General features: G+C 71.6%; 16 protein-coding genes. 10 read left to right on the top strand and 6 right to left on the bottom strand.

The features are described 5' to 3' along the window. Positions 1–44: 44 nt before the first annotated feature. A complete protein-coding gene (gene cdgB / locus ACFVS9_RS06910; RefSeq protein WP_383118294.1) occupies positions 45–1688 on the bottom strand; it encodes a diguanylate cyclase CdgB in 1644 nt (547 codons plus the stop codon). 347 nt (positions 1689–2035) lie between these two features. Between cdgB and ACFVS9_RS06905 the strand changes: the two genes are divergently transcribed. Further along, positions 2036–2542, top strand: coding sequence for a flavin reductase family protein (locus tag ACFVS9_RS06905; RefSeq protein ID WP_383118295.1), 507 nt, complete (start codon positions 2036–2038; stop codon positions 2540–2542). 336 nt (positions 2543–2878) lie between these two features. On the opposite strand, the gene arfB is transcribed toward ACFVS9_RS06905, so the two are convergent. After that, entirely contained in the window at positions 2879–3313 is a 435-nt protein-coding gene (gene arfB / locus ACFVS9_RS06900; protein WP_383118296.1) for an alternative ribosome rescue aminoacyl-tRNA hydrolase ArfB, read from the bottom strand. Positions 3314–3486: 173 nt separating this feature from the next. Here arfB and ACFVS9_RS06895 point away from each other — a divergent pair, with 173 nt between their 5' ends. The 5 genes from ACFVS9_RS06895 to ACFVS9_RS06875 all read left to right on the top strand — a co-directional run bounded on the left by ACFVS9_RS06895 (position 3487) and on the right by ACFVS9_RS06875 (position 9972). Next, on the top strand, positions 3487–4062 hold the full coding sequence (locus tag ACFVS9_RS06895; protein ID WP_014047525.1) for a TerD family protein: 576 nt from the start codon (positions 3487–3489) through the stop codon (positions 4060–4062). A gap of 379 nt (positions 4063–4441) precedes the next feature. Beyond that, complete coding sequence (locus ACFVS9_RS06890; protein ID WP_389930677.1) at positions 4442–6031, top strand: M4 family metallopeptidase; 1590 nt, start codon at positions 4442–4444, stop codon at positions 6029–6031. Positions 6032–6264: 233 nt separating this feature from the next. Then, positions 6265–6714 carry a hypothetical protein gene (locus tag ACFVS9_RS06885; protein WP_383116392.1) on the top strand — a complete coding sequence of 150 codons (450 nt, stop codon included), beginning with the start codon at positions 6265–6267 and terminating at the stop codon, positions 6712–6714. Positions 6715–6753: 39 nt separating this feature from the next. Continuing rightward, positions 6754–8946 carry a hypothetical protein gene (locus tag ACFVS9_RS06880; RefSeq protein WP_389930674.1) on the top strand — a complete coding sequence of 731 codons (2193 nt, stop codon included), beginning with the start codon at positions 6754–6756 and terminating at the stop codon, positions 8944–8946. Positions 8947–8952: 6 nt separating this feature from the next. Continuing rightward, entirely contained in the window at positions 8953–9972 is a 1020-nt protein-coding gene (locus ACFVS9_RS06875; protein WP_383116390.1) for a hypothetical protein, read from the top strand. A 35-nt stretch (positions 9973–10007) separates the two neighbouring features. Here ACFVS9_RS06875 and ACFVS9_RS06870 read toward each other — a convergent pair whose 3' ends face one another. After that, entirely contained in the window at positions 10008–10565 is a 558-nt protein-coding gene (locus ACFVS9_RS06870) for a heme-binding protein (protein ID WP_383116389.1), read from the bottom strand. A gap of 665 nt (positions 10566–11230) precedes the next feature. Here ACFVS9_RS06870 and ACFVS9_RS06865 point away from each other — a divergent pair. The 3 genes from ACFVS9_RS06865 to ACFVS9_RS06855 all read left to right on the top strand — a co-directional run bounded on the left by ACFVS9_RS06865 (position 11231) and on the right by ACFVS9_RS06855 (position 14401). Next, positions 11231–12784, top strand: a complete 1554-nt coding sequence (locus ACFVS9_RS06865; protein ID WP_389930821.1) for a sensor histidine kinase — start codon at positions 11231–11233, stop codon at positions 12782–12784. After that, positions 12781–13407 (top strand): response regulator, encoded by a 627-nt coding sequence (locus tag ACFVS9_RS06860; RefSeq protein ID WP_383116388.1) that lies wholly within the window; start codon positions 12781–12783, stop codon positions 13405–13407. The genes ACFVS9_RS06865 and ACFVS9_RS06860 overlap by 4 nt, the downstream gene beginning before the upstream one ends. Positions 13408–13903: 496 nt before the next feature. Then, entirely contained in the window at positions 13904–14401 is a 498-nt protein-coding gene (locus ACFVS9_RS06855; protein ID WP_383116387.1) for a hypothetical protein, read from the top strand. Positions 14402–14446: 45 nt separating this feature from the next. Here ACFVS9_RS06855 and ACFVS9_RS06850 read toward each other — a convergent pair whose 3' ends face one another. Then, a complete protein-coding gene (locus tag ACFVS9_RS06850) occupies positions 14447–15154 on the bottom strand; it encodes a pentapeptide repeat-containing protein (protein WP_389930670.1) in 708 nt (235 codons plus the stop codon). A 98-nt stretch (positions 15155–15252) separates the two neighbouring features. Between ACFVS9_RS06850 and ACFVS9_RS06845 the strand changes: the two genes are divergently transcribed. Further along, a complete protein-coding gene (locus ACFVS9_RS06845) occupies positions 15253–16449 on the top strand; it encodes an NAD(P)-binding protein (protein ID WP_389930667.1) in 1197 nt (398 codons plus the stop codon). Positions 16450–16540: 91 nt separating this feature from the next. Here the strand turns inward: ACFVS9_RS06845 and ACFVS9_RS06840 are convergent, their stop codons facing one another. Further along, complete coding sequence (locus ACFVS9_RS06840; protein ID WP_389930665.1) at positions 16541–17026, bottom strand: GNAT family N-acetyltransferase; 486 nt, start codon at positions 17024–17026, stop codon at positions 16541–16543. A 29-nt stretch (positions 17027–17055) separates the two neighbouring features. Beyond that, entirely contained in the window at positions 17056–17967 is a 912-nt protein-coding gene (locus ACFVS9_RS06835; RefSeq protein ID WP_389930662.1) for an aminoglycoside phosphotransferase family protein, read from the bottom strand. Positions 17968–18003: the final 36 nt, after the last annotated feature.

Genomic DNA, 18003 nt, shown 5'->3' with positions numbered 1-18003 from the left:
CCCGGAAAACCGGGCGGTGTACGGGGACAGCGGGGGCGTGAACGTCAGCCTGCTCTGCGGTGAACCTTCGACCGGGACCGCTTCTCCACGTACATCCGCTGGTCGGCGGAGTGCAGGACCTCTTCCTCGGTCATGCCGCACTCGGCCCAGCCGATACCGAAACTCGCCCCGACCCTGACGGCCCGGCCGTCCACCCGGATGGGCGGAATGATGGCGTTACGCAAGCGTACGGCCAGATCCGCGGCATCCGCCGCCCCGAGGCCGTCCGCGAGGACGACGAATTCGTCACCCCCGAGCCGCGCCACGGTGTCACCGTCACGCACACAGGTCGTGAGCCGCCTGGCCACCTCGATGAGAACCGCGTCACCCGCGTGGTGGCCGAACCGGTCGTTGATGGACTTGAAGCCGTCGAGGTCGCAGAAGAGCACCGCGAGCCCCTTGGTCCCGTCGTCGTGCTCCGGATCGGGCGCCACGCTGTGCACGTGGTGGTCGTAGGGGCCGGTGCCCGGCGCGACCTCCGCCTCGTACCCGTCGGCGCGGTAGCCGTGCGCGGAACCGTCGTACGCAGCGTCCAGCGCCTCGACCGCGCTGGAGGTGACCGAGTGAGGCCTCTCACACAGCCTGGCGCCGAGCCGGGAGCGCAGCTCGGCACTGTTGGGCAGACCGGTGAGCGCGTCGTGGGAGGCGCGGTGCGCGAGGTTCAGCTCGTTGCGCTTGCGCTCCTCGATGTCCTCGACGTGGGTGAGCAGGAAGCGGGGCCCGTCGGTGGTGTCGGCGACGACGGAGTTGCGCAGCGAGACCCAGAGGTAGGTGCCGTCCCTGCGCCCCAGCCGCAGCTCCGCCCGCCCGCCCTCGGCCGACGTGCGGAGCAGGGTGCCGATGTCCTCGGGGTGGACGAGGTCCGCGAAGGAGTAGCGGCGCAGGACGGAGGCGGGGCGCCCCAGGAGACGGCAGAGCGCGTCGTTGGTGCGCAGCAGCCTGCCGTGCTGGTCACCGCCCATCTCCGCGATGGCCATGCCGCTGGGGGCGTACTCGAACGCCTGGCGGAAGGACTCCTCGCTGGCCCGCAGTGCCTGCTGTTCGCGTTCGAGCCGGACCAGGGCGCGCTGCATGTTTGCTCGGAGGCGCGCGTTACTGATCGCAATGGCCGCCTGGGATGCGTACATCTGGAGCGCTTCCCGGCCCCAGGCGCCGGGACGGCGCCCGTTGCGCGGCCTGTCGACCGAGATGACCCCCAGGAGGTCCAGACCTCCGCCGGAGGCGTACATGGGGGCGTAGAGGCGGTCCAGGGGGTGCCACTCGTCCTCGAAGCGGGGCTCCGGCCCCTCGGTGTGCCACTGGGGTACGTCGTCGTCGAGGAGCACCCAGCCCTCGGTGTGGGGTATGAACCGGAGCTCGTCCCAGGCCTCGCCCATCGACAGCCTGCGCTCCCAGGACTCGCGGGAGCCGACACGGCCGGTGATCAGGGCTTCCGCGGCGCTGTTGCCGGCGAACGCGGCGATGACGAGATCGCCGTCGGGACGGACGAGGTTGACGCAGCCCAGTTCGTAGCCGAGACCGCCGACGATGCCGTCGGCCACCGACTGCAGCGTGTCCGCCAGGCTCCGCGCCGTGTTGAGATCAGCGACGGCCTGGTGCAGCTGCCGCATGGTCGCAAGACGGACGTACGGCTCCGACTCGGCCTCCATTGCTCGCACTCCCCGAGACCTCGACAGCAACTCCAGGTTTCATATCGACGTACTTGTTGCACTGTCCCGGCCACTGAATCACAGTGAGCTGTGCACCCGGTACACAGGGTCAACAAATATTGCTCTCTGTGACTCAAGTCACAACAGATGGTAAAGAATTCTCCGGATGCCTCCTGGGGCCGCTGTGGTGTGGCGAACGCAAACCGGCGCACATGGTTCCGGAGTCCTAGGACCCGGCTGGTCCCCTGGCCCGATGCGGCGCCGCGTCCCGCGGCACTAGCGTGCCCGGTGTGCTGCAGAAGACTCCCCCCGTCCCGCGTCCCGAAGCCGTCCCCCATGCTGAGGGGGTGAGCAACGACGAATTCCGCGCCGCCCTGTCCCGCCTGGCCGCGGGCGTGGTGCTGGTCACCGCCCAGGAACCGCCGCTCGACGAGCACGGCCGGGGCGAGGACGTCGGGATGACGGCGACCGCCTTCATGTCGGTCTCGCTGGACCCGCCGCTGGTCATGGTGAGCCTGCGCAACGACTCACGGATGGACGACCTGCTGGCCGAACAGCCCCTGTGGTCGGTCTCGGTGCTGGAGGAGGGGCAGCGGCAGATCGCGGGACGGTTCGCCATGAAGGGCCGGATCAGCGACCGCCTGCTCTTCGAGGACCTCCCCCATGTACGGGGAGACATCACGGGAGCGCCCCTGGTCGAAGGAGCGCTGGCCACCCTGGAGTGCCGCACGGAGCAGAGCGTCGTCGCCGGCGACCACACGCTGGTGATCGGGCGGGTGCTCACGGCGTCCCTGCCGAACGGCGGCGGCGAACCGCTGACGTACTTCAAGGGGCGTTACCGGCAGTTGGGCTGACTCCCGGGGGCGCTGACGGCAGCCCCGCCGGCTTCGGGGGTGGTGCCACCCGGGGAGGGCGGGCCGGCTTCGGTGGTTCCGGGGGTCGCTGACGGCAGTCGGGCCGGCGTCGGGGGCGGCGCTATCGGAAGGCGGAGCGGCTTCGGGCGCGCTGCCCGCAGGTGGGCCGGCTTCGGGGGTGTTACCAGGAGGCGGGCCGACTTCGGCGCGCTACCCGCGGTCGCGCGGGCTTCGAGGGCCGCTGACGGCCGGCGCGGCGCCTTCACGGGCGCCACCAGCAGTCGCGCCGGCTTCGAGGGTGCTACTGGCAGCCCCGCCGTCGGCCCGGCGCGGTCCTCACCAGTCGCGGCCGGAGCGGCCGCGCTTCGTGTCGCCGCGCTGCTTCTTCTCACGCAGCCGCCGCTCGTTGATACCGCGCGGGATCTTCTTCTTGAGGCGCGGCTTGGGCGGCGGCGCGGTCGCCTCCGCGAGGAGCGCGGCGAGCCGCACGGCGGCCGTCTCACGGTTGCGCCACTGGGAGCGGTGCTCCGAGGCGCGTACGGAGATCACGCCCCCGACCAGCCGGCCCGCCAGCCGCTCCAGGGCCCGCGCCTTCCACACCTCGGGAAGCGATCCGGTCGCGGCCAGGTCGAAGCGGAGCTCCACCTGGGAGTCGCTGGTGTTGACGTGCTGCCCGCCGGGCCCCGAGGACCGCGAGAAACGCCACATGAGTTCGGCCTCCGGAAGGGAGACCGAACCGCGGATGACATAGGGCCCGGACATGACACCCATGTTCCCCGCCCCCCGGCCCGTTCGTCACCTTGTTTTGCGAGCGTTCGACCAGAAGTTCGGCAAAGAAAGTAAAGCGAGCTGGAACCTGGCGGTCTCCCGGCTGCGTTAGGACGGATGACGGTAGCTTTCGTGATGGCACGAAGCCCGGCACACGACGAGGAAAGGGACTTCCCATGGCTGTAAGCCTGTCCAAGGGCGGCAACGTCTCGCTCACCAAGGAGGCCCCGGGCCTGACCGCCGTCACGGTCGGCCTCGGCTGGGACGTCCGCACCACCACCGGCACCGACTTCGACCTCGACGCCTCGGCGATCGCGGTCAACGCCGCGGGCAAGGTCTACTCCGACGGCCACTTCGTCTTCTTCAACAACAAGGCGACGCCGGACCAGACCATCGTCCACACCGGCGACAACGTCACCGGCCAGGGCGAGGGTGACGACGAGCAGATCAACGTCAACCTCGCGGGTCTCCCGGCGGACATCGACAAGATCGTCTTCCCGGTCTCCATCTACGACGCCGAGGCCCGCAGCCAGAACTTCGGCCAGGTGCGCAACGCCTTCATCCGCATCGTCAACCAGGCCGGCGGCACCGAGATCGCCCGCTACGACCTGAGCGAGGACGCCGCCACCGAGACCGCCATGGTCTTCGGCGAGCTGTACCGCAACGGCGCCGAGTGGAAGTTCCGCGCGGTCGGCCAGGGCTACGCCTCGGGCCTGCGCGGCATCGCCCAGGACTTCGGCGTCAACCTCTGACGCGACAGCCTTTCCAGGGGAGCCCTCGTCCGACTCCGGTCGGCCGGGGGCTCCCGTGCGTCCGCGCCCACGCCTCCTGGCCCGTCGGCATCCCGTCGTACGTCCGCGCCTCGCCGCACGCGCACTCCTCGCCGCTCACCCGCGCCTAGCCGCTCACCCGCACCTCGCCGTACGTCCGTACCTCGCCGTACGTCCGCGCCCCCGCCGCGCATCCGCGCCGCCCGATCCGTCCGCGTCACATAGCGGACGGCATCGTGCCCCAGTCGGACAAGAACTGGTCAAAAACTTGTGAGGCAATTGTCGGCGTTCCGTCAAAGTCGTTCATTCGGTGGCACGCTCTCCGCTCGTACCCCCCACAGGAACGAGCAACGGAGAAGGCATGACCCCCCACATGAACACCCGTCGCGCCGCCGCCCTGACCGCAGTCGCAGCGATGGTCGTCGTCGGCGTACAGACAGGCACGGCCACGGCAGGTCCCCACACCGCCGACGGCACCGCCTCTTCCGCCCGCACCACGGCCGGGGCCGGCACCCTCGGTGTCAACTCGGCGGACCAGCGCGACACCGCGCTGCGGGCCGCCGGCGCCGACGCTCCGGCCGCCGCCGAGTCCCTCGGGCTCGGCAGCGAGGAGAAGCTGATCGTCCGTGATGTGATCAAGGACGCCCAGGGCACCGTGCACACCCGCTACGAGCGCACCTACGCCGGGCTGCCGGTCCTCGGCGGCGACCTCGTCACCCACACCGCCGCCGACGGCACCTCCAAGGGCGTCGACAAGGCGACCGAGGCCCGCATCACCGTGCCCTCGACGAAGCCGGGGCTGAAGGCCGCCGCGAACGCGCGCACCGTCGTCTGGGCGGGCGACGGGAAGCCCGCACTCGCCTTCGAGACCGTCAGGAACGGGGTGCAGAAGGACGGCACACCCAGCCGGCTGCACGTCATCACCGACGCCACGACCGGCAAGGAGCTGCACAGCTTCGAGGCCGTGGAGACCGGCATCGGGAACAGCCAGTACAGCGGCAAGGTCACGCTCTCGACCACCGGGAGCGGTTCGGGCTTCGAACTGACCGACGGCGACCGGGGCGGCCACAAGACGTACGACCTGAACCAGGGGCAGACCGGCACCGGCACCCTCGTCACGGACGACGACGACACCTGGGGCGACGGCACCGGCGACGACCGCCAGACCGCCGCGGTCGACGCCCACTACGGCGCGGCGACGACCTGGGACTTCTACAAGTCCGAGCTGGGCCGCGACGGCATAGCCGGGGACGGCCGGGCCGCCTACTCCCGCGTCCACTTCGGCACCGGCTACGTCAACGCGTTCTGGGACGACAGCTGCTTCTGCATGACCTACGGCGACGGCGCCGACGACAAGAGCGCCCTCACCGCGATCGACGTCGCCGGCCACGAGATGAGCCACGGTCTGACCGCGGCCACCGCGAACCTCGACTACGCGGGCGAGTCCGGCGGTCTCAACGAGGCGACCAGCGACATATTCGGCACCTCCGTCGAGTTCTTCGCCGACAACGCCACCGACCCCGGTGACTACCTCATCGGCGAGAAGATCGACATCAACGGCGACGGAACCCCGCTGCGTTACATGGACCAGCCCAGCAAGGACGGCGGCTCGGCGGACTACTGGGACTCCGGCGTCGGCGACCTCGACGTGCACTACTCCTCCGGTGTCGCCAACCACTTCTTCTACCTCCTGGCGGAGGGCAGCGGCGCCAAGACCATCGACGGCGTCGACTACGACTCCCCGACCGCCGACGGCTCCACGGTCACCGGCATCGGCCGCCAGAAGGCCTACCAGATCTGGTACAAGGCGCTCTCCGTCTACATGACGTCGAGCACCGACTACGCGGGAGCCCGCGTGGCGACCGAGAAGGCGGCGACCGACCTGTTCGGGGCCGACAGCACGGAACTCGCGGCCGTCCAGGCCGCCTGGACCGGCGTCAACGTCGAGTAACGCCTCCGGATGCGGGAGCCGGCCGCCCCCTGGCGGCCGGCTCCCGCGCGTTCCCGTGCCCGGGCGCCGTTCCCGTGCCCGGGCGCCGTTCCCGTGCCCGGGCGCCGTGGTCGGGCGCCCCTGGTGTCCCACGAGGAACATCCCCACCACGCCACCCTTGCTTGTATGTTGGTATGCATTTACGTACGGCAACGAACATCGAGCGCGAGCGGGCAGTCGGGGGCTGGGATTCCATGGCATGGGACGAGTGGGAACAGATCAAATCCACCCACCAGGAGAACGCGTCGACCGGCATGCGACTGAACCAGGTGCCGGGCGACCCGGGGGGCCCGCCCGTGTACGGCCCCTTCGCCCCCTCCTTCGCGTCCTCGCCCGCCGAGAAGAAGGCGGCAGCGGACGCGATCGACGACCACATCCTCGACGACACGCGTGCCGCGGGTAAGTGGGCCGACGAGTCCAACGGTGCGGCGGCCAGGGCGTTCGGGCCCAAGGACGCCGACGGCTGGGACACGGCGAGCGCGCTGAAGAAGGCGGACAAGGCCTGGGACGACTCGGTCCGGGTGCTCTGCAACCGGCTCTCGTCGGAGATCATCTCCTTGCGCCAGACACGCGTCCAGTTGTGGTCCAACGATCTCGGCATCGCTTCACAGCTCGGCGGACCGTCGAACATCAACGGGCTCTGAGGGGAGAGGCGACACAGCATGCCGAGCTATCACGAAGTCATGACGACGGATCTGTCCGCGCTGACCACCGCCGCGGACAAGTGGGAGTCGATGGCGGGGGAACTCGCCAAGGTCGAAGCCGCCTACAAGCGCGACGTGCACGGAGTCAGCCTCGGCCCGGCCTGGGTGGGTCAGAGCGCCGAGGCCGCCAACCGTCGGTTCGACGTCACGCTCAAGGAGTACTCGGGGGCGCAGACCGAGGCGAAGGCCATCGCCTCGCTGATCAGGGACGCACACTCCCAGTTCGTCGAACTGCGGGGCAAGGTGAGGACCGCGGTCGACGAGGCCGTCGCCGCCAAGATGACGGTCTCCGACCGGGGCCAGTGCCGGCTGGACTTCAGCAAGCTGACGGAGAACGAACGCTTCACCGCTCACCATGACCCTGATCTGCGCAGTACCGAGCAGTCGTGGACCGACCACATAGCCAAGGCCGTGCAGGCGGTCAGCGACGCCGACACCGGATTCGCCGTAGCCATGAAGGCGGTGACCAAGGACAGCGACGACCTCGACGGCACCCAGGGCGGCTTCAACCACAAGGCCACCGGCGACATCGAGGGGTACGAGGCGAAGGCGGCCGCCGCGACGGCGATGAAACTCAACGCCGGTGAGAAGGTCTCCCCCGCGGAACTGGCCGAGCTGGAGCGCTCGCTGCGCGACAACAGCGGGAACAAGGAGTTCAGCCAGCCCTTCCTCCAGAAGATCGGCGCGGACGGCACGATCAAGCTCGGCAACAAGCTGTTCGACATGGCCGAGAACGACAAGAACGGCCGCACCCAGCTGCTCGGGATGCAACGCGAGCTCGCCAACTCCATCGCGAACGCCACCACGAATCCCGAGAACGCCAAGGAGCGGGCCTTCTACGAGGAATTCACCAAGGACCTCAAGGAGAACGGCACCAAGAGCTTCGGCGAGTCGAACAACCCGATCAAGGGCTACTCGGGATTCGTCGCCGTGATGAACATGGCCGACGAGAAGTTCGACCCCGACTTCATGGCCGAGCTCGGCGACGACATGATCGCCGCCGAGAAGAAGGACAAGGACCTCTTCGTCCAGATCGGCGCCGGCCACGACGGCATCCGGGCCGACGCCATCGACAACCTCCTCGGCATCATGAGCCGCGACCCCGACACCGCGACGGCCTTCCTCGACCCCGGTCCGGACCCGGACAAGGGCAACGGCAGGCTGGAGTACCTGACCGGCCACGGCGACGGCACCCGCGAGTGGCCCGAACTCATGCTCTCCCTGTACCCGAAGGTCGAGGTCGAGGACCCCTACGGGCACGTCGGGATCGGCGCCGCGCTGGAGGCGGCGACCACCGGCCATCCCCCTCTGTCCGAGGGCGAGTCCAACGGCCGCCCCGGTCCGCACAGCCCGGCCCAGGCCCGGATCATGCAGAACACCATCGAGTACCTCGACGCCGGGGCCTCGGGCGACGACGTACCGAAGAACATGCACCAGAACCTGGCGAACGCCCTGGCGGACTACGCGGCCGACAACCACAACATCCTCGCGGAGAACGACAGCCGCCGGTACGGCAGCCCGGAAGGGCTGGACGGTGTCTGGCAGGACGGCTCCGACGCCGGGATCACCGTCGGCAAGGACTCACTCATGCGGGTCATGCGCGGGGTGACGGAGGAAGCCGACACCGCCGACCTGCTCTACTCCACCCAGCGGAACTACGCGATGGAACAGCTGACCAACGCCCCCGCCGAGGGCGGCGAGGGACAGCTGCGCTGGATCAACCCCGCCAGCGACCTCGGCCAGGTCATGGGCGCGATGAACTCCATCGGATCCGATGTGATCCTCGACCAGCGCGACGACAAGACCGACCAGACCAACGACCAGGCCCGGTACGCCTACCACGTCCTCGGCGCCCCGGTCACCGGGCTGCCGGTCCTGGGCGACACCGCGCAACGGCTCATCGACGCGGCGACGTACGAGTGGTCCAAGGACGTCATTTCCGCAGCGGACTCCGCGGCCGTCGAGAAGAACTCCAAGCACTACAGCTCGGGCGTCGGCGGCACCTACAGCCTCATCGACGCCTGGGCCGTGGAGCGCGGCGTGGACGTCGAGGACCGCGACAACAGCAAGCACGACCCGAACTGGGACGCCTGGCAGGCCATGCGCAACGAAGCCAAGCAGTCGTACTCGGGATCACGTGGCGACGCCGCGACCTACCTCGGACGGGACTGAGCACAAGTGAGTACGGAAACATCCGGCAAGCGCCGCCGGGTCTGGCTGGTCACGGCCGGCGTCTGCGCACTGGCCGTGGTGGCCGGCGTGACGGTGGCGACCAACACCAACGTCCTGGGGCCCCGTGACCTGTGCGACGGCCGTCTGAGCAGCGAGGACGCCGGGAACAGCTTCGACGGCTCCGGCCGGGTGACCGGAAGGACCGACCCTGCGGGCGGCTGCTTCGTGGAGCAGTCCGGCTGGCTGCCGGGCGCCAAGGACGCGCGGGTGGCCCTTGAGCCCTTGTCCGTCAATGCCGTCGACCCCTTCGCCCGGGGCGGGTGGGACATCTCGGGCGCCCAGAACATCCTGCCCGGCACCCTGCCCGGCGCCTTCGACCAGAACGGCAACGGCTGGGTGTCCCTGCCGCCCGGCTGCACACCGACAGGGGACGGAACGGCACAGGGATCCCGTACGGTCCTGCACGTCAACGTCGAGCAGGGTGACGTGGATCCGGCGCAGCTCGCCCGGCTGGCTCGGGGAGCCGCCGGCGGGCTCGCCGCCGATCACGACTGCACACCTCCCGTCCCGGAGCCTGAGAACGCCGGGGCGGATCTCCTCGAAGCGTCCGCGGTGACCAGGAGCGATCCCTCCGCGGTATGCGGCCTGACCGGCTTCAGCCTGGCCGCCACAGCCCCCGCGGGCAGCCCTCTGAAGGAGCAGACCTCAGGCTCCCGTGACGACGCCTGGTTCTGCGACCTCTCCCTCGGACAACCCACCACGGGTCTGGACAGGGATCAGAAACACGGACCCTTCGCCCGCCTCGCGATCATCCAGAACCCCGCGCTGGTGCCCAGCGCGAAGGCGCGGGGATTCGAGCATGCCGTCTGCGGCGGCAAGGAAACCTACTTCGCGACGGACAGCCTCACCTTCGAATGGGCCTCCCCGGAGACCGAGGAGGAACGCGCCGCGGCCTCCTTCTTTCCCGAGTCCGACGTGTGGGACCGCTTCACCGCCGCCGCCCGCACAGCACTCGCCTGCGAGTGACCTGACGGCTGCCGCGCTCGTCGCCGGCCCGGCCGTCAGCGGCCGAGCGCGGCGACGCCCGCCGCGGCGAACTTCTCGTCCAGGTCACCGCTCGGGGCCCCCGCGACGCCGACGCCCGCCACCGGTGCGCCCTTGACCTGCACGGGCGCACCGCCCGCCAGGAACAGGGTGCCGGGGATGTCCTTCAGGTTCGGGGCCTGCTCCAGGCGCTTGACCAGGTCGGAGGTGGGCGCGTTCCAGGAGACGGCGGTGTACGCCTTCCGCACGGCCGACTCGGGGGACTGCGGTCCGGCGCCGTCGCCGCGCAGGGTGACGACGGTGTTGCCGTCGCGGTCCACCACGGCCACCGAGACGCGCTGGTTCTCCTTCTTCGCCGCGTCCAGGGCGGCCTGCGCGGCCTTGGTCGCAGCGGCGACGGTCAGACGGGTGGACTGCTGGAGGTTACGGTCCGCGGTGTCGGCCTTCACCGCGGCGGCGGGGGCCGCTGCCGGGGTGGACGCGTTCGCGGAGATCGCCCCCAAGGTTCCGGCGCCCAGCGCCGCGGCGGCGACGGCACCGGTCAGGACTCGGGTACGCAGCGACATCTTCTTCATGGTGGTCTCCTCGTGTGTTGCCGGCTCCGTCTCGAACCGTCCGGCTTCCTGCAATCGATCCTCCGGCGGAACCCGGGCCCGCACGGTCGGCGTACCGGCTGGAAGCCGCACCCGCGTCGGCCGACGGCCCCATCAGCCGATCGGCTGATGCGGAGGGGGCCCGCAGGGGTGACCATGGGATGTCCACGCAGGTCAGGGGCTGCGCGGTGACGTGGCATCACTGATCGGACCGGACCGGACTGGATCTGATCCGATCGGGCCGGGTCGGGCCGGGTCGGGTCGGGTCGGGTCGGGCCAGTTTTCGGTCGGGCCAGGTCGGTTTCGGTCATGCCGGGTCTGGTCGGTTCAAGTTGAGTCAGGTCGGGGGCCTGTTCGGGTTGGGCCTGTTCGGGTTGAGGCAGTCCGGGTTGGTCAGGGGGCGAAGGAGCGCGGGGTACGACGTGCGACGGAACGGAACCGGGCCTGACCCGGAGCGAGCGGAGGAGCCGGACTCGGCGAGCACGCCTGGTGGGGCGGGCGCGGCAGATGGGGCGGACTCGGCGGGCGCGGCAGGCATTGCAGGCTTGGCAGACACAACGGACACCGCGGGCGTGGTGGACCCGCTGGACGAGGTCGGCTCGACGGACCGGTCACAGGAGACGTACGCGAGGGAACGCACCGGCTCGATGGACCCGACGCGCGCGACGGACCTGACGGATCCGACGGCCCCGGCGGACGCCACGGAGCGTGTGGACGGCCTGGACGGCCTGGACGGCACCGGCTCGACGGGGCTGCCGGGCCGCCCGAACCGTACGGACCGAACCGGCGACCCCGACGCCCGGTGGCTGGCCCTCCTGATGCACGCCGCGTTCTTCCTGCTGCTCGGGGCCTCGCTCGCGCGCTTCCTGATGCGTCACCCCGGCGAGACCCGCACCCCCTGGATCATCGCCCTGTCGGCGGTCCTGGCCGCGCTGTACCTCCTCGGCCCGGTACTCGGCTCCCGGCCCACACCCCGTCGGCTGACCTGGCTCGGCGCCCTCGTCGTGGTGTGGATGGTCCTCGTCGTCCTCGCGCCGAGCTTCGCGTGGTGCGCCGTCCCGCTCTTCTACACGGGCCTGCGGCTCCTGCCGCCGCGTGCCGCCCTGGCCCTCGTGGCCCTCCTCACCGTGTTCGTCGTCGCCGCACAGCTGCGGCTCGCCACGGGCTTCGACCCGAACCTCGTCCTGGCCCCGCCCGCCGTCGCAGCCGTGGCCACGGCGGTCTTCGTCCACATGCAGCGCCAGGCCGTACGCCAAAGGGACCTGGCCGCCCGGCAGCGCGAGCTGATCGACGACCTGCTCCGCACCCGGCGCGAACTGGCCGCCACCGAACGCCGGGAGGGGACCCTCGCCGAACGCCAACGGCTGTCCATGGAGATCCACGACACCCTGGCCCAGGGCCTCTCCAGCCAGCAGATGCTGCTCCAGGCGGCAGACCGCTCGTGGGACGCCGACCCGGCCACCGCCCGCCGCCACGTCCTGACGGCGACCGGCATCGCGGAACGCAATCTCGCCGAGGCACGCCGCTTCGTGCACGACCTCGCCCCGGCCGATCTGGCCGAGGGCGGCGGGCTGGAGGCGGCGCTGTACGCGCTGGCCGCCCGGGAGACCGCCCAGGCACGCGGCGGTCCCACCGTTCGCTGCCATGTGGAGGGCACCCCGGCCGCCCCGCTCCCCGACCGGGTGCAGTCGGCGCTGCTGCGGATCGCGCAGGGCGCGCTCGCGAACATCACCGAGCACGCGGCAGCCACCCTCGCCGCACTGACGCTGACGCACCTGGGCGACCGCGTCGTCCTCGACATCGCCGACAACGGCCGCGGTTTCAGCCCGGACCGCCCGCTCCCCCGCCCTCCCGACGGCGTACGCGGCCACGGCCTGCCGGCGATGCGGGCCCGGGTCGAACAGCTCGGCGGCTCGCTGACCGTCGAATCGGCACCCGGCGAAGGCACCGTCCTGTCCGCCTCCGTACCCCTGCCCTCCCCGTCAGCCGACGACTCCGCCCCGTCGGACACCCCCACCGCGCCCGCATCATCCGGCGGAGTCACCGAGTCCGCCTCACCGGCGCCTCCCCACACTTCCACCCCGGACACCCCGGCCATACCCACCACTCCAGCCGCCCCCACCGCGCCCTCCAGCGCGCCTGACCCGACCACTTCACCCCCGCCACCGTCCGCCCCACCCGCTCCGGAGGAACGCGCATGACCTCGCCCGTACGGATCCTGCTCTGCGACGACCACGCCGTCGTACGGGCCGGGCTGCTGGCCCTCCTCGGGGGAGAGCCCGACATCGAGGTCGTGGGCGAGGCGGGCAGCGGCGAGGAGGCCGTCGCCCTCACCGCCCGGCTCGGCCCCGACGTCGTCCTGATGGACCTCCAGCTGGGCGCCGGGATCGACGGCGTCGAGGCGACCCGCCGCATCGCGGCCGCCGGGGCGGCCCACGTCCTCGTCCTCACCACGTACGACACCGACGCGGACATCACCCGCGCCATCGAGGCGGGAGCCACCGGCTACCTGTTGAAGGCCGAACGCCCGGAGGAGCTCTTCGCCGCGATCCGCGCCGCCGCTCAGGGCCGCACCACGCTCTCGCCGCCGGTCGCCAGCCGCGTCATGGCCCGGATGCGCAGCCCCCGGCCCACCCTGACCGAACGTGAACTCGACATCCTGGGCCAGCTCTCACAGGGCCTCGGCAACCGTGACATCGCACGAGCGCTCTTCATCAGCGAGGCCACCGTCAAGACCCACCTGGGCCGGATCTACGAGAAGCTCGACGTGGACACCAGGGCCGGGGCGGTCGCCGTGGCCAAGGAACAACGGCTGCTCCCGTAACCCGCAAACCGCCGGACATTCCGAGGGGACCAGGGCGAGCACCGGGCACGGACCGGCCACGCGGACCACAGAACCGGGACCCCGGCTCGGCACGGACAGCCAACCGATAGCCGATATGCGAACGCGGGCCGACCCGGCACGTACAGCCCGACCAGACCACAGGAACGGGGCCGCCCGGCACGACCGTGCCCACCCCGGCCCGCCGCCCGTACCGGTGCGCCCGCCCCTCCGCCATCAGTCCCCGGCCCCGGCGCCGCCCCCGCCCTCGGCCCTGGGCAGGGCGACCAGGCCCCGCGCCCGGCGCAGGGGCACGCGGTCGGATCGGGCGTCGTGCCAACCGCTCCTGCCCCTGGCTCACCCCGAACCCACGACCGGCCGCCTGCCCGCCCGCCGCAGAGCACGCGGCCAGGCGGCCCGCACCCACCGGCCGCCCCTGTCCCCCCGGTCCCACGCCCGCACGGCACACGGCGCTCACGGGGCATGACACCATCGAACCGTGCTCGACATCGGCTACTCCCTCTCCCGGCGCTTCCCGGACCCCCCGCAGACCGACTACCGCCGCGCGGACGTCCACGCCCTGCGGCACGACCTGTTCTCCGGGGACGTCTACCTCGCCGACACCAAAGCCGACCGCGAAGTATCCACAGGCTGGGGATGGGTTCCCGTCCTCGACTTCGCCTGGGCGCTCTGCGACATCGTCGAGCAGATCGACCGCGACCCCCGGGGGAACCGCTCGCACCGCCAGCAGTACGCCGAGCTCGACTTCACCGAGTCGTCCGACCGCATGCTCTTCGAGCGGCGCTTCGGCTGGGTGGACGTGGAGGCCGACTGGATGCCCGGCGACGAGCCCCCGCTCACCTTCAGCCACTCCCTGCTGCGCCGTGAGGCCCGCGATTTCCTGCACGACCTGATCGCCGACCTGGCCGACATGCACGAAGGCCTCGCCGACAACCCCATCATCTGGGACCTCCAGGCCCGCTTCCCCCGGCTCTGACGACGCCCCGCGCCCGGGCTTCACCGGCCGCGTGCGGGCGTACGCCTACGCCTCCACCCGCACCCCGATCTGCGCCGCGAACGCCGGAGCCAGCTCCATCAGCTGGGACGGACTGATCACCGCGCCCGCCAGCCGCTCCACACCCCGGGCGATGTCGAGCTCGGCGACCGTCCGCAGATCGACGGACTCCATCCGCGCGGAACTGAAGTCGGCACGCTTCAGGACGCAGTCCCGGAACTCCACACGCACCAGCTGCGCCTCCCCGAAATCCGGCTCGGAGAGCACGCAGCCCTCGAACACGACGTCCTTCAGCCGCGCCTTGCGCAGATTCAGATAATCGATCTTCCCGCCCCGCACGAGCACCCGCTCCAGCACCGCACCGTGCAGCTGGACCCCGCCCAGCCGCGCGTCCACGACCTCCACGTCCCGCAGCGACGCCCCCGCCAGGTCGGTGCCCACACCCCGCACGCGCGTCAGCACCGAGTCGATGAACCTGGCCCGCACCAGCTCGGCGCGGTCCAGGGCACAACCGTGCAGCTCGCAGTCCATGAACCGCGCTCCGGGGCCCGACGCGTCGGCCAGGTCCGTCTCCTCGAACCGCACACCGTCGTAGTCCCCGTCGGGCTCCAGGCCCTCCCCCTCGTACGCCACGAGAGGCGGCAGCCGGACCTCCGGGCGCCGTGCCTCGGCCACCCCGTCCTTCGCGCCCGTGCTCCTGCTGCTCCTGTTGCCAGTACGTGCCATGCCCCCCATCGTGACGCACACCACTGACAACGCCCGGCCCGATGTCACGGAACCGGCCCGCCGAACCGTCCTCCATGCGGAAGTGCCCACAGCGAGGAGACCCAGTCATGCAGCGCATCCACGTCATCGGCGGCGGCTTCGCCGGACTGACCGCCGCCATCACCGCAGCCGAGTCCCGGGCCCAGGTCACCCTCCACGAGGCCCACCACACCCTCGGCGGGCGGGCCAGGACCGCCGAAGGCCCCTACCTCACCAACGAGGGCCCGCACGCCCTCTACCGCGGGGGACCGCACTGGACCTGGCTCGAACAGCGGGGTCTGCTCGGCGCGCTCGCCTCCGTACCGCCCCGGGAGGCCACCCGCTTCCTCTTCCGCCGGGACGGCGCCCTGCGCAGGACCCCGCCCCTGGCCATGCTGCGCCTCGCACGCCGCAACCCCCGCAAGGCGCCCGTCGACACCGACTTCCTGAGCTGGGCCACCGGCCAGGTGGGCGAGGAGGGCGCCCGCGCGGCGGCCCACTACATGGGTGTGGCCCTCTTCCACCACGACCCCGGTTCGCTCTCCGCCGCCTTCGTCCAGGAACGGCTGCGCCGTGCCACCGCGCTACCGCCCGAGGCGCGCTATCCCGTCGGCGGCTGGGCACAGCTCATCGACCGGATGGCCGCACGGGCCTGGAATCTCGGCGTACGCATCGAAACCGCGGCGCGCATCGGCCCCGACGACCTGCCCGGGCTGCTGCGCGGCGGACCGGTGATCGTCGCCACGCACCTGGACTCCGCCCGCACCCTGTTGAAGGACCCCGCCCTGACCTGGGACAGCGGCAGGACCGCCCTGCTCGACCTGGCCCTGCGGACCCGGCCCGGCGACCCGTTCGTCGTGTCCGACCTCGACGCCCCCGGCTGGGTCGAACGGTTCACCACCCAGGACCCCACCCTCGCCCCCTCGGGCGAGCAGCTCATCCAGGCCCAGATCCCCCTCGCTCCCGGCACCCCCCGTGCCGATGCCGTCCGCCGCGCCGACGACCTGCTCGACCTCGGCTTCCCGGGCTGGCGTGACCGCATCACCTGGCGGCGCGAGGCACTGGCCGCCGGGCGCACCGGCGCCGTCGACAAGCCCGGCACGACCTGGCGTGACCGGCCCGCCGTCGACCGCGGCGACGGGATCCTGCTCGCGGGCGACCAGGTCGCCGCCCCGGGGCTCCTCAGCGAGGTCGCGTTCAACAGCGGCATCGAAGCGGCGGTCCTGGCGGTAGGGCTCCTCGACGGGACCGAACGGGACGTCCCCCGGGCCGCGGGGGCCCCCTGACCTCCAGCACAGCCGAGGCCGGAGACCGGGGAGCTCTCGTACCTTCGGGAACCCCGACAGACTGCCGACACCGCTCCCCGGCCTCGGCCCGTCAGACGACCGGGACCGCTCCGAGGTCCGCCAGCGCCCCGTCCGTCAGCCGGTACACCGTCCACTCCTTCTGGGGGCGCGCGCCCAGGGACTCGTAGAACGCGATGGACGGGGCGTTCCAGTCCAGCACCGACCACTCCAGGCGCCCGTACCCGCGCTCCACGCAGATCCGGGCCAGCTCCGTCAGCAACGCCTTCCCGTAGCCGCCGCCGCGCCGGTCGGGACGCACGTACAGGTCTTCCAGGTAGACGCCGTGCACCCCGCGCCACGTCGAGAAGTTGAGGAACCACAGGGCGAACCCGACCACGTCGCCGTCGTCGTCCGACACCGCGACGTGCGCGTACGCGGCCGGCCGCTCGCCGAACAGGGCGTCGCACAGCTGCTGCTCGGTGGCCTCGGCCTCGTCGAGGGCCTTCTCGTACTCGGCCAGCTCACGGACCATGGTGTGGATGAGGGGGACGTCTTCGGGGGTGGCTGCGCGAATCATGGGGGCAGCCTAAGCGCGGCCCCCGCCCCTCAGCCCCGCCCCAGCAGCCGCCGGGCGATCTCCGCGTGCTCCGCCGGGAGCCGCCGGGCGCCACCGCCGACCCCCCAGAGCCCGTTCTGCAGCACCCGGCCCAGGGTCCACGCCCGCGCACGCTCCCGGTCCAGCCCCAGCGTCCCGGACAGCAGATCGAACCTCCACAGCACCTCGGACGCGTCGAACCTGTTGCTCAGCGCCGGGAACAGCTCGAACCCCGGATCACCGCTCAGGGGCTTCGGATCGATCACGACCCACTCCCCCTCCCGCCCTTCCTCCGCGCGCCCGGCCAGGACGTTGCCGTCGTGCAGGTCCCAGTGCAGCAGGCGGTCCCCCGGGTCACCCGCCACCTCCCGGACGGCCGCCGCACAGTCCAGCAGCAACCGCCGCTCCCCCTCGTCCGCCAGCCCCGTCACCGCCCCGGGAGCCCCCTCCACCATCCTGACCGTCGCGTCCCCCAGGCGCCGCATCCCGGGCGGGGCCGGCACGCGGACCAGCCGGGCCAAGGACCCCGCGAGCACCCGGACCGCCGCGCGCGCATCCGCCACCCCGGCCAACGGGCGCCGCTCGTCGAGCCGTTCCAGCAGCATCGCCCCGGTCGCCGCGTCGTGCTCCAGCAGACCCACCACCCCGGCGCCCGCCGCACCCCAGGCCCGCAGCGCGACCGGCTCCCCCACCGTCTCCTCGTCCACCGGCTGAAGCTTCAGCGCCGCCGGGCTCCCACCGTCCACCCGGACCACCGGAAGCACCAGCGCGCACATCCCGCTCATCGGGGCCCCGTCGGGCCGCAGCCCCCACTCCTCCAGGAACCTCCCGGCCAGAGCGGGCAACGCACCGGCGAACGCCCGTCCCGCCGCGCCGCCGTGGTCGGAGAGATTCAGGACCAGCTCTTCCGGAACGTCGATCACACCGCGACCCTAGAGGTACCGTCCCTCCAGCGACTG

This window comes from Streptomyces sp. NPDC058008 (assembly GCF_042886395.1).
Taxonomy (GTDB): domain Bacteria; phylum Actinomycetota; class Actinomycetes; order Streptomycetales; family Streptomycetaceae; genus Streptomyces.
Note: the sequence above shows the minus strand (reverse complement) of the source record. Positions and strands in the feature narration are given on the sequence as shown.

Bases quoted from the DNA above. Each gene is read 5' to 3' on its own strand.
- cdgB (WP_383118294.1), bottom strand. From the start codon at position 1,688: ATGGAGGCCGAGTCGGAGCCGTACGTCCGTCTTGCGACCATGCGGCAG.
- arfB (WP_383118296.1), bottom strand. From the start codon at position 3,313: ATGGGTGTCATGTCCGGGCCCTATGTCATCCGCGGTTCGGTCTCCCTT.
- ACFVS9_RS06895 (WP_014047525.1), top strand. From the start codon at position 3,487: ATGGCTGTAAGCCTGTCCAAGGGCGGCAACGTCTCGCTCACCAAGGAG.
- ACFVS9_RS06890 (WP_389930677.1), top strand. From the start codon at position 4,442: ATGACCCCCCACATGAACACCCGTCGCGCCGCCGCCCTGACCGCAGTC.
- ACFVS9_RS06885 (WP_383116392.1), top strand. From the start codon at position 6,265: ATGGCATGGGACGAGTGGGAACAGATCAAATCCACCCACCAGGAGAAC.
- ACFVS9_RS06880 (WP_389930674.1), top strand. From the start codon at position 6,754: ATGACGACGGATCTGTCCGCGCTGACCACCGCCGCGGACAAGTGGGAG.
- ACFVS9_RS06870 (WP_383116389.1), bottom strand. From the start codon at position 10,565: ATGAAGAAGATGTCGCTGCGTACCCGAGTCCTGACCGGTGCCGTCGCC.
- ACFVS9_RS06865 (WP_389930821.1), top strand. From the start codon at position 11,231: ATGGACCCGACGCGCGCGACGGACCTGACGGATCCGACGGCCCCGGCG.
- ACFVS9_RS06860 (WP_383116388.1), top strand. From the start codon at position 12,781: ATGACCTCGCCCGTACGGATCCTGCTCTGCGACGACCACGCCGTCGTA.
- ACFVS9_RS06850 (WP_389930670.1), bottom strand. From the start codon at position 15,154: ATGGGGGGCATGGCACGTACTGGCAACAGGAGCAGCAGGAGCACGGGC.
- ACFVS9_RS06845 (WP_389930667.1), top strand. From the start codon at position 15,253: ATGCAGCGCATCCACGTCATCGGCGGCGGCTTCGCCGGACTGACCGCC.
- ACFVS9_RS06840 (WP_389930665.1), bottom strand. From the start codon at position 17,026: ATGATTCGCGCAGCCACCCCCGAAGACGTCCCCCTCATCCACACCATG.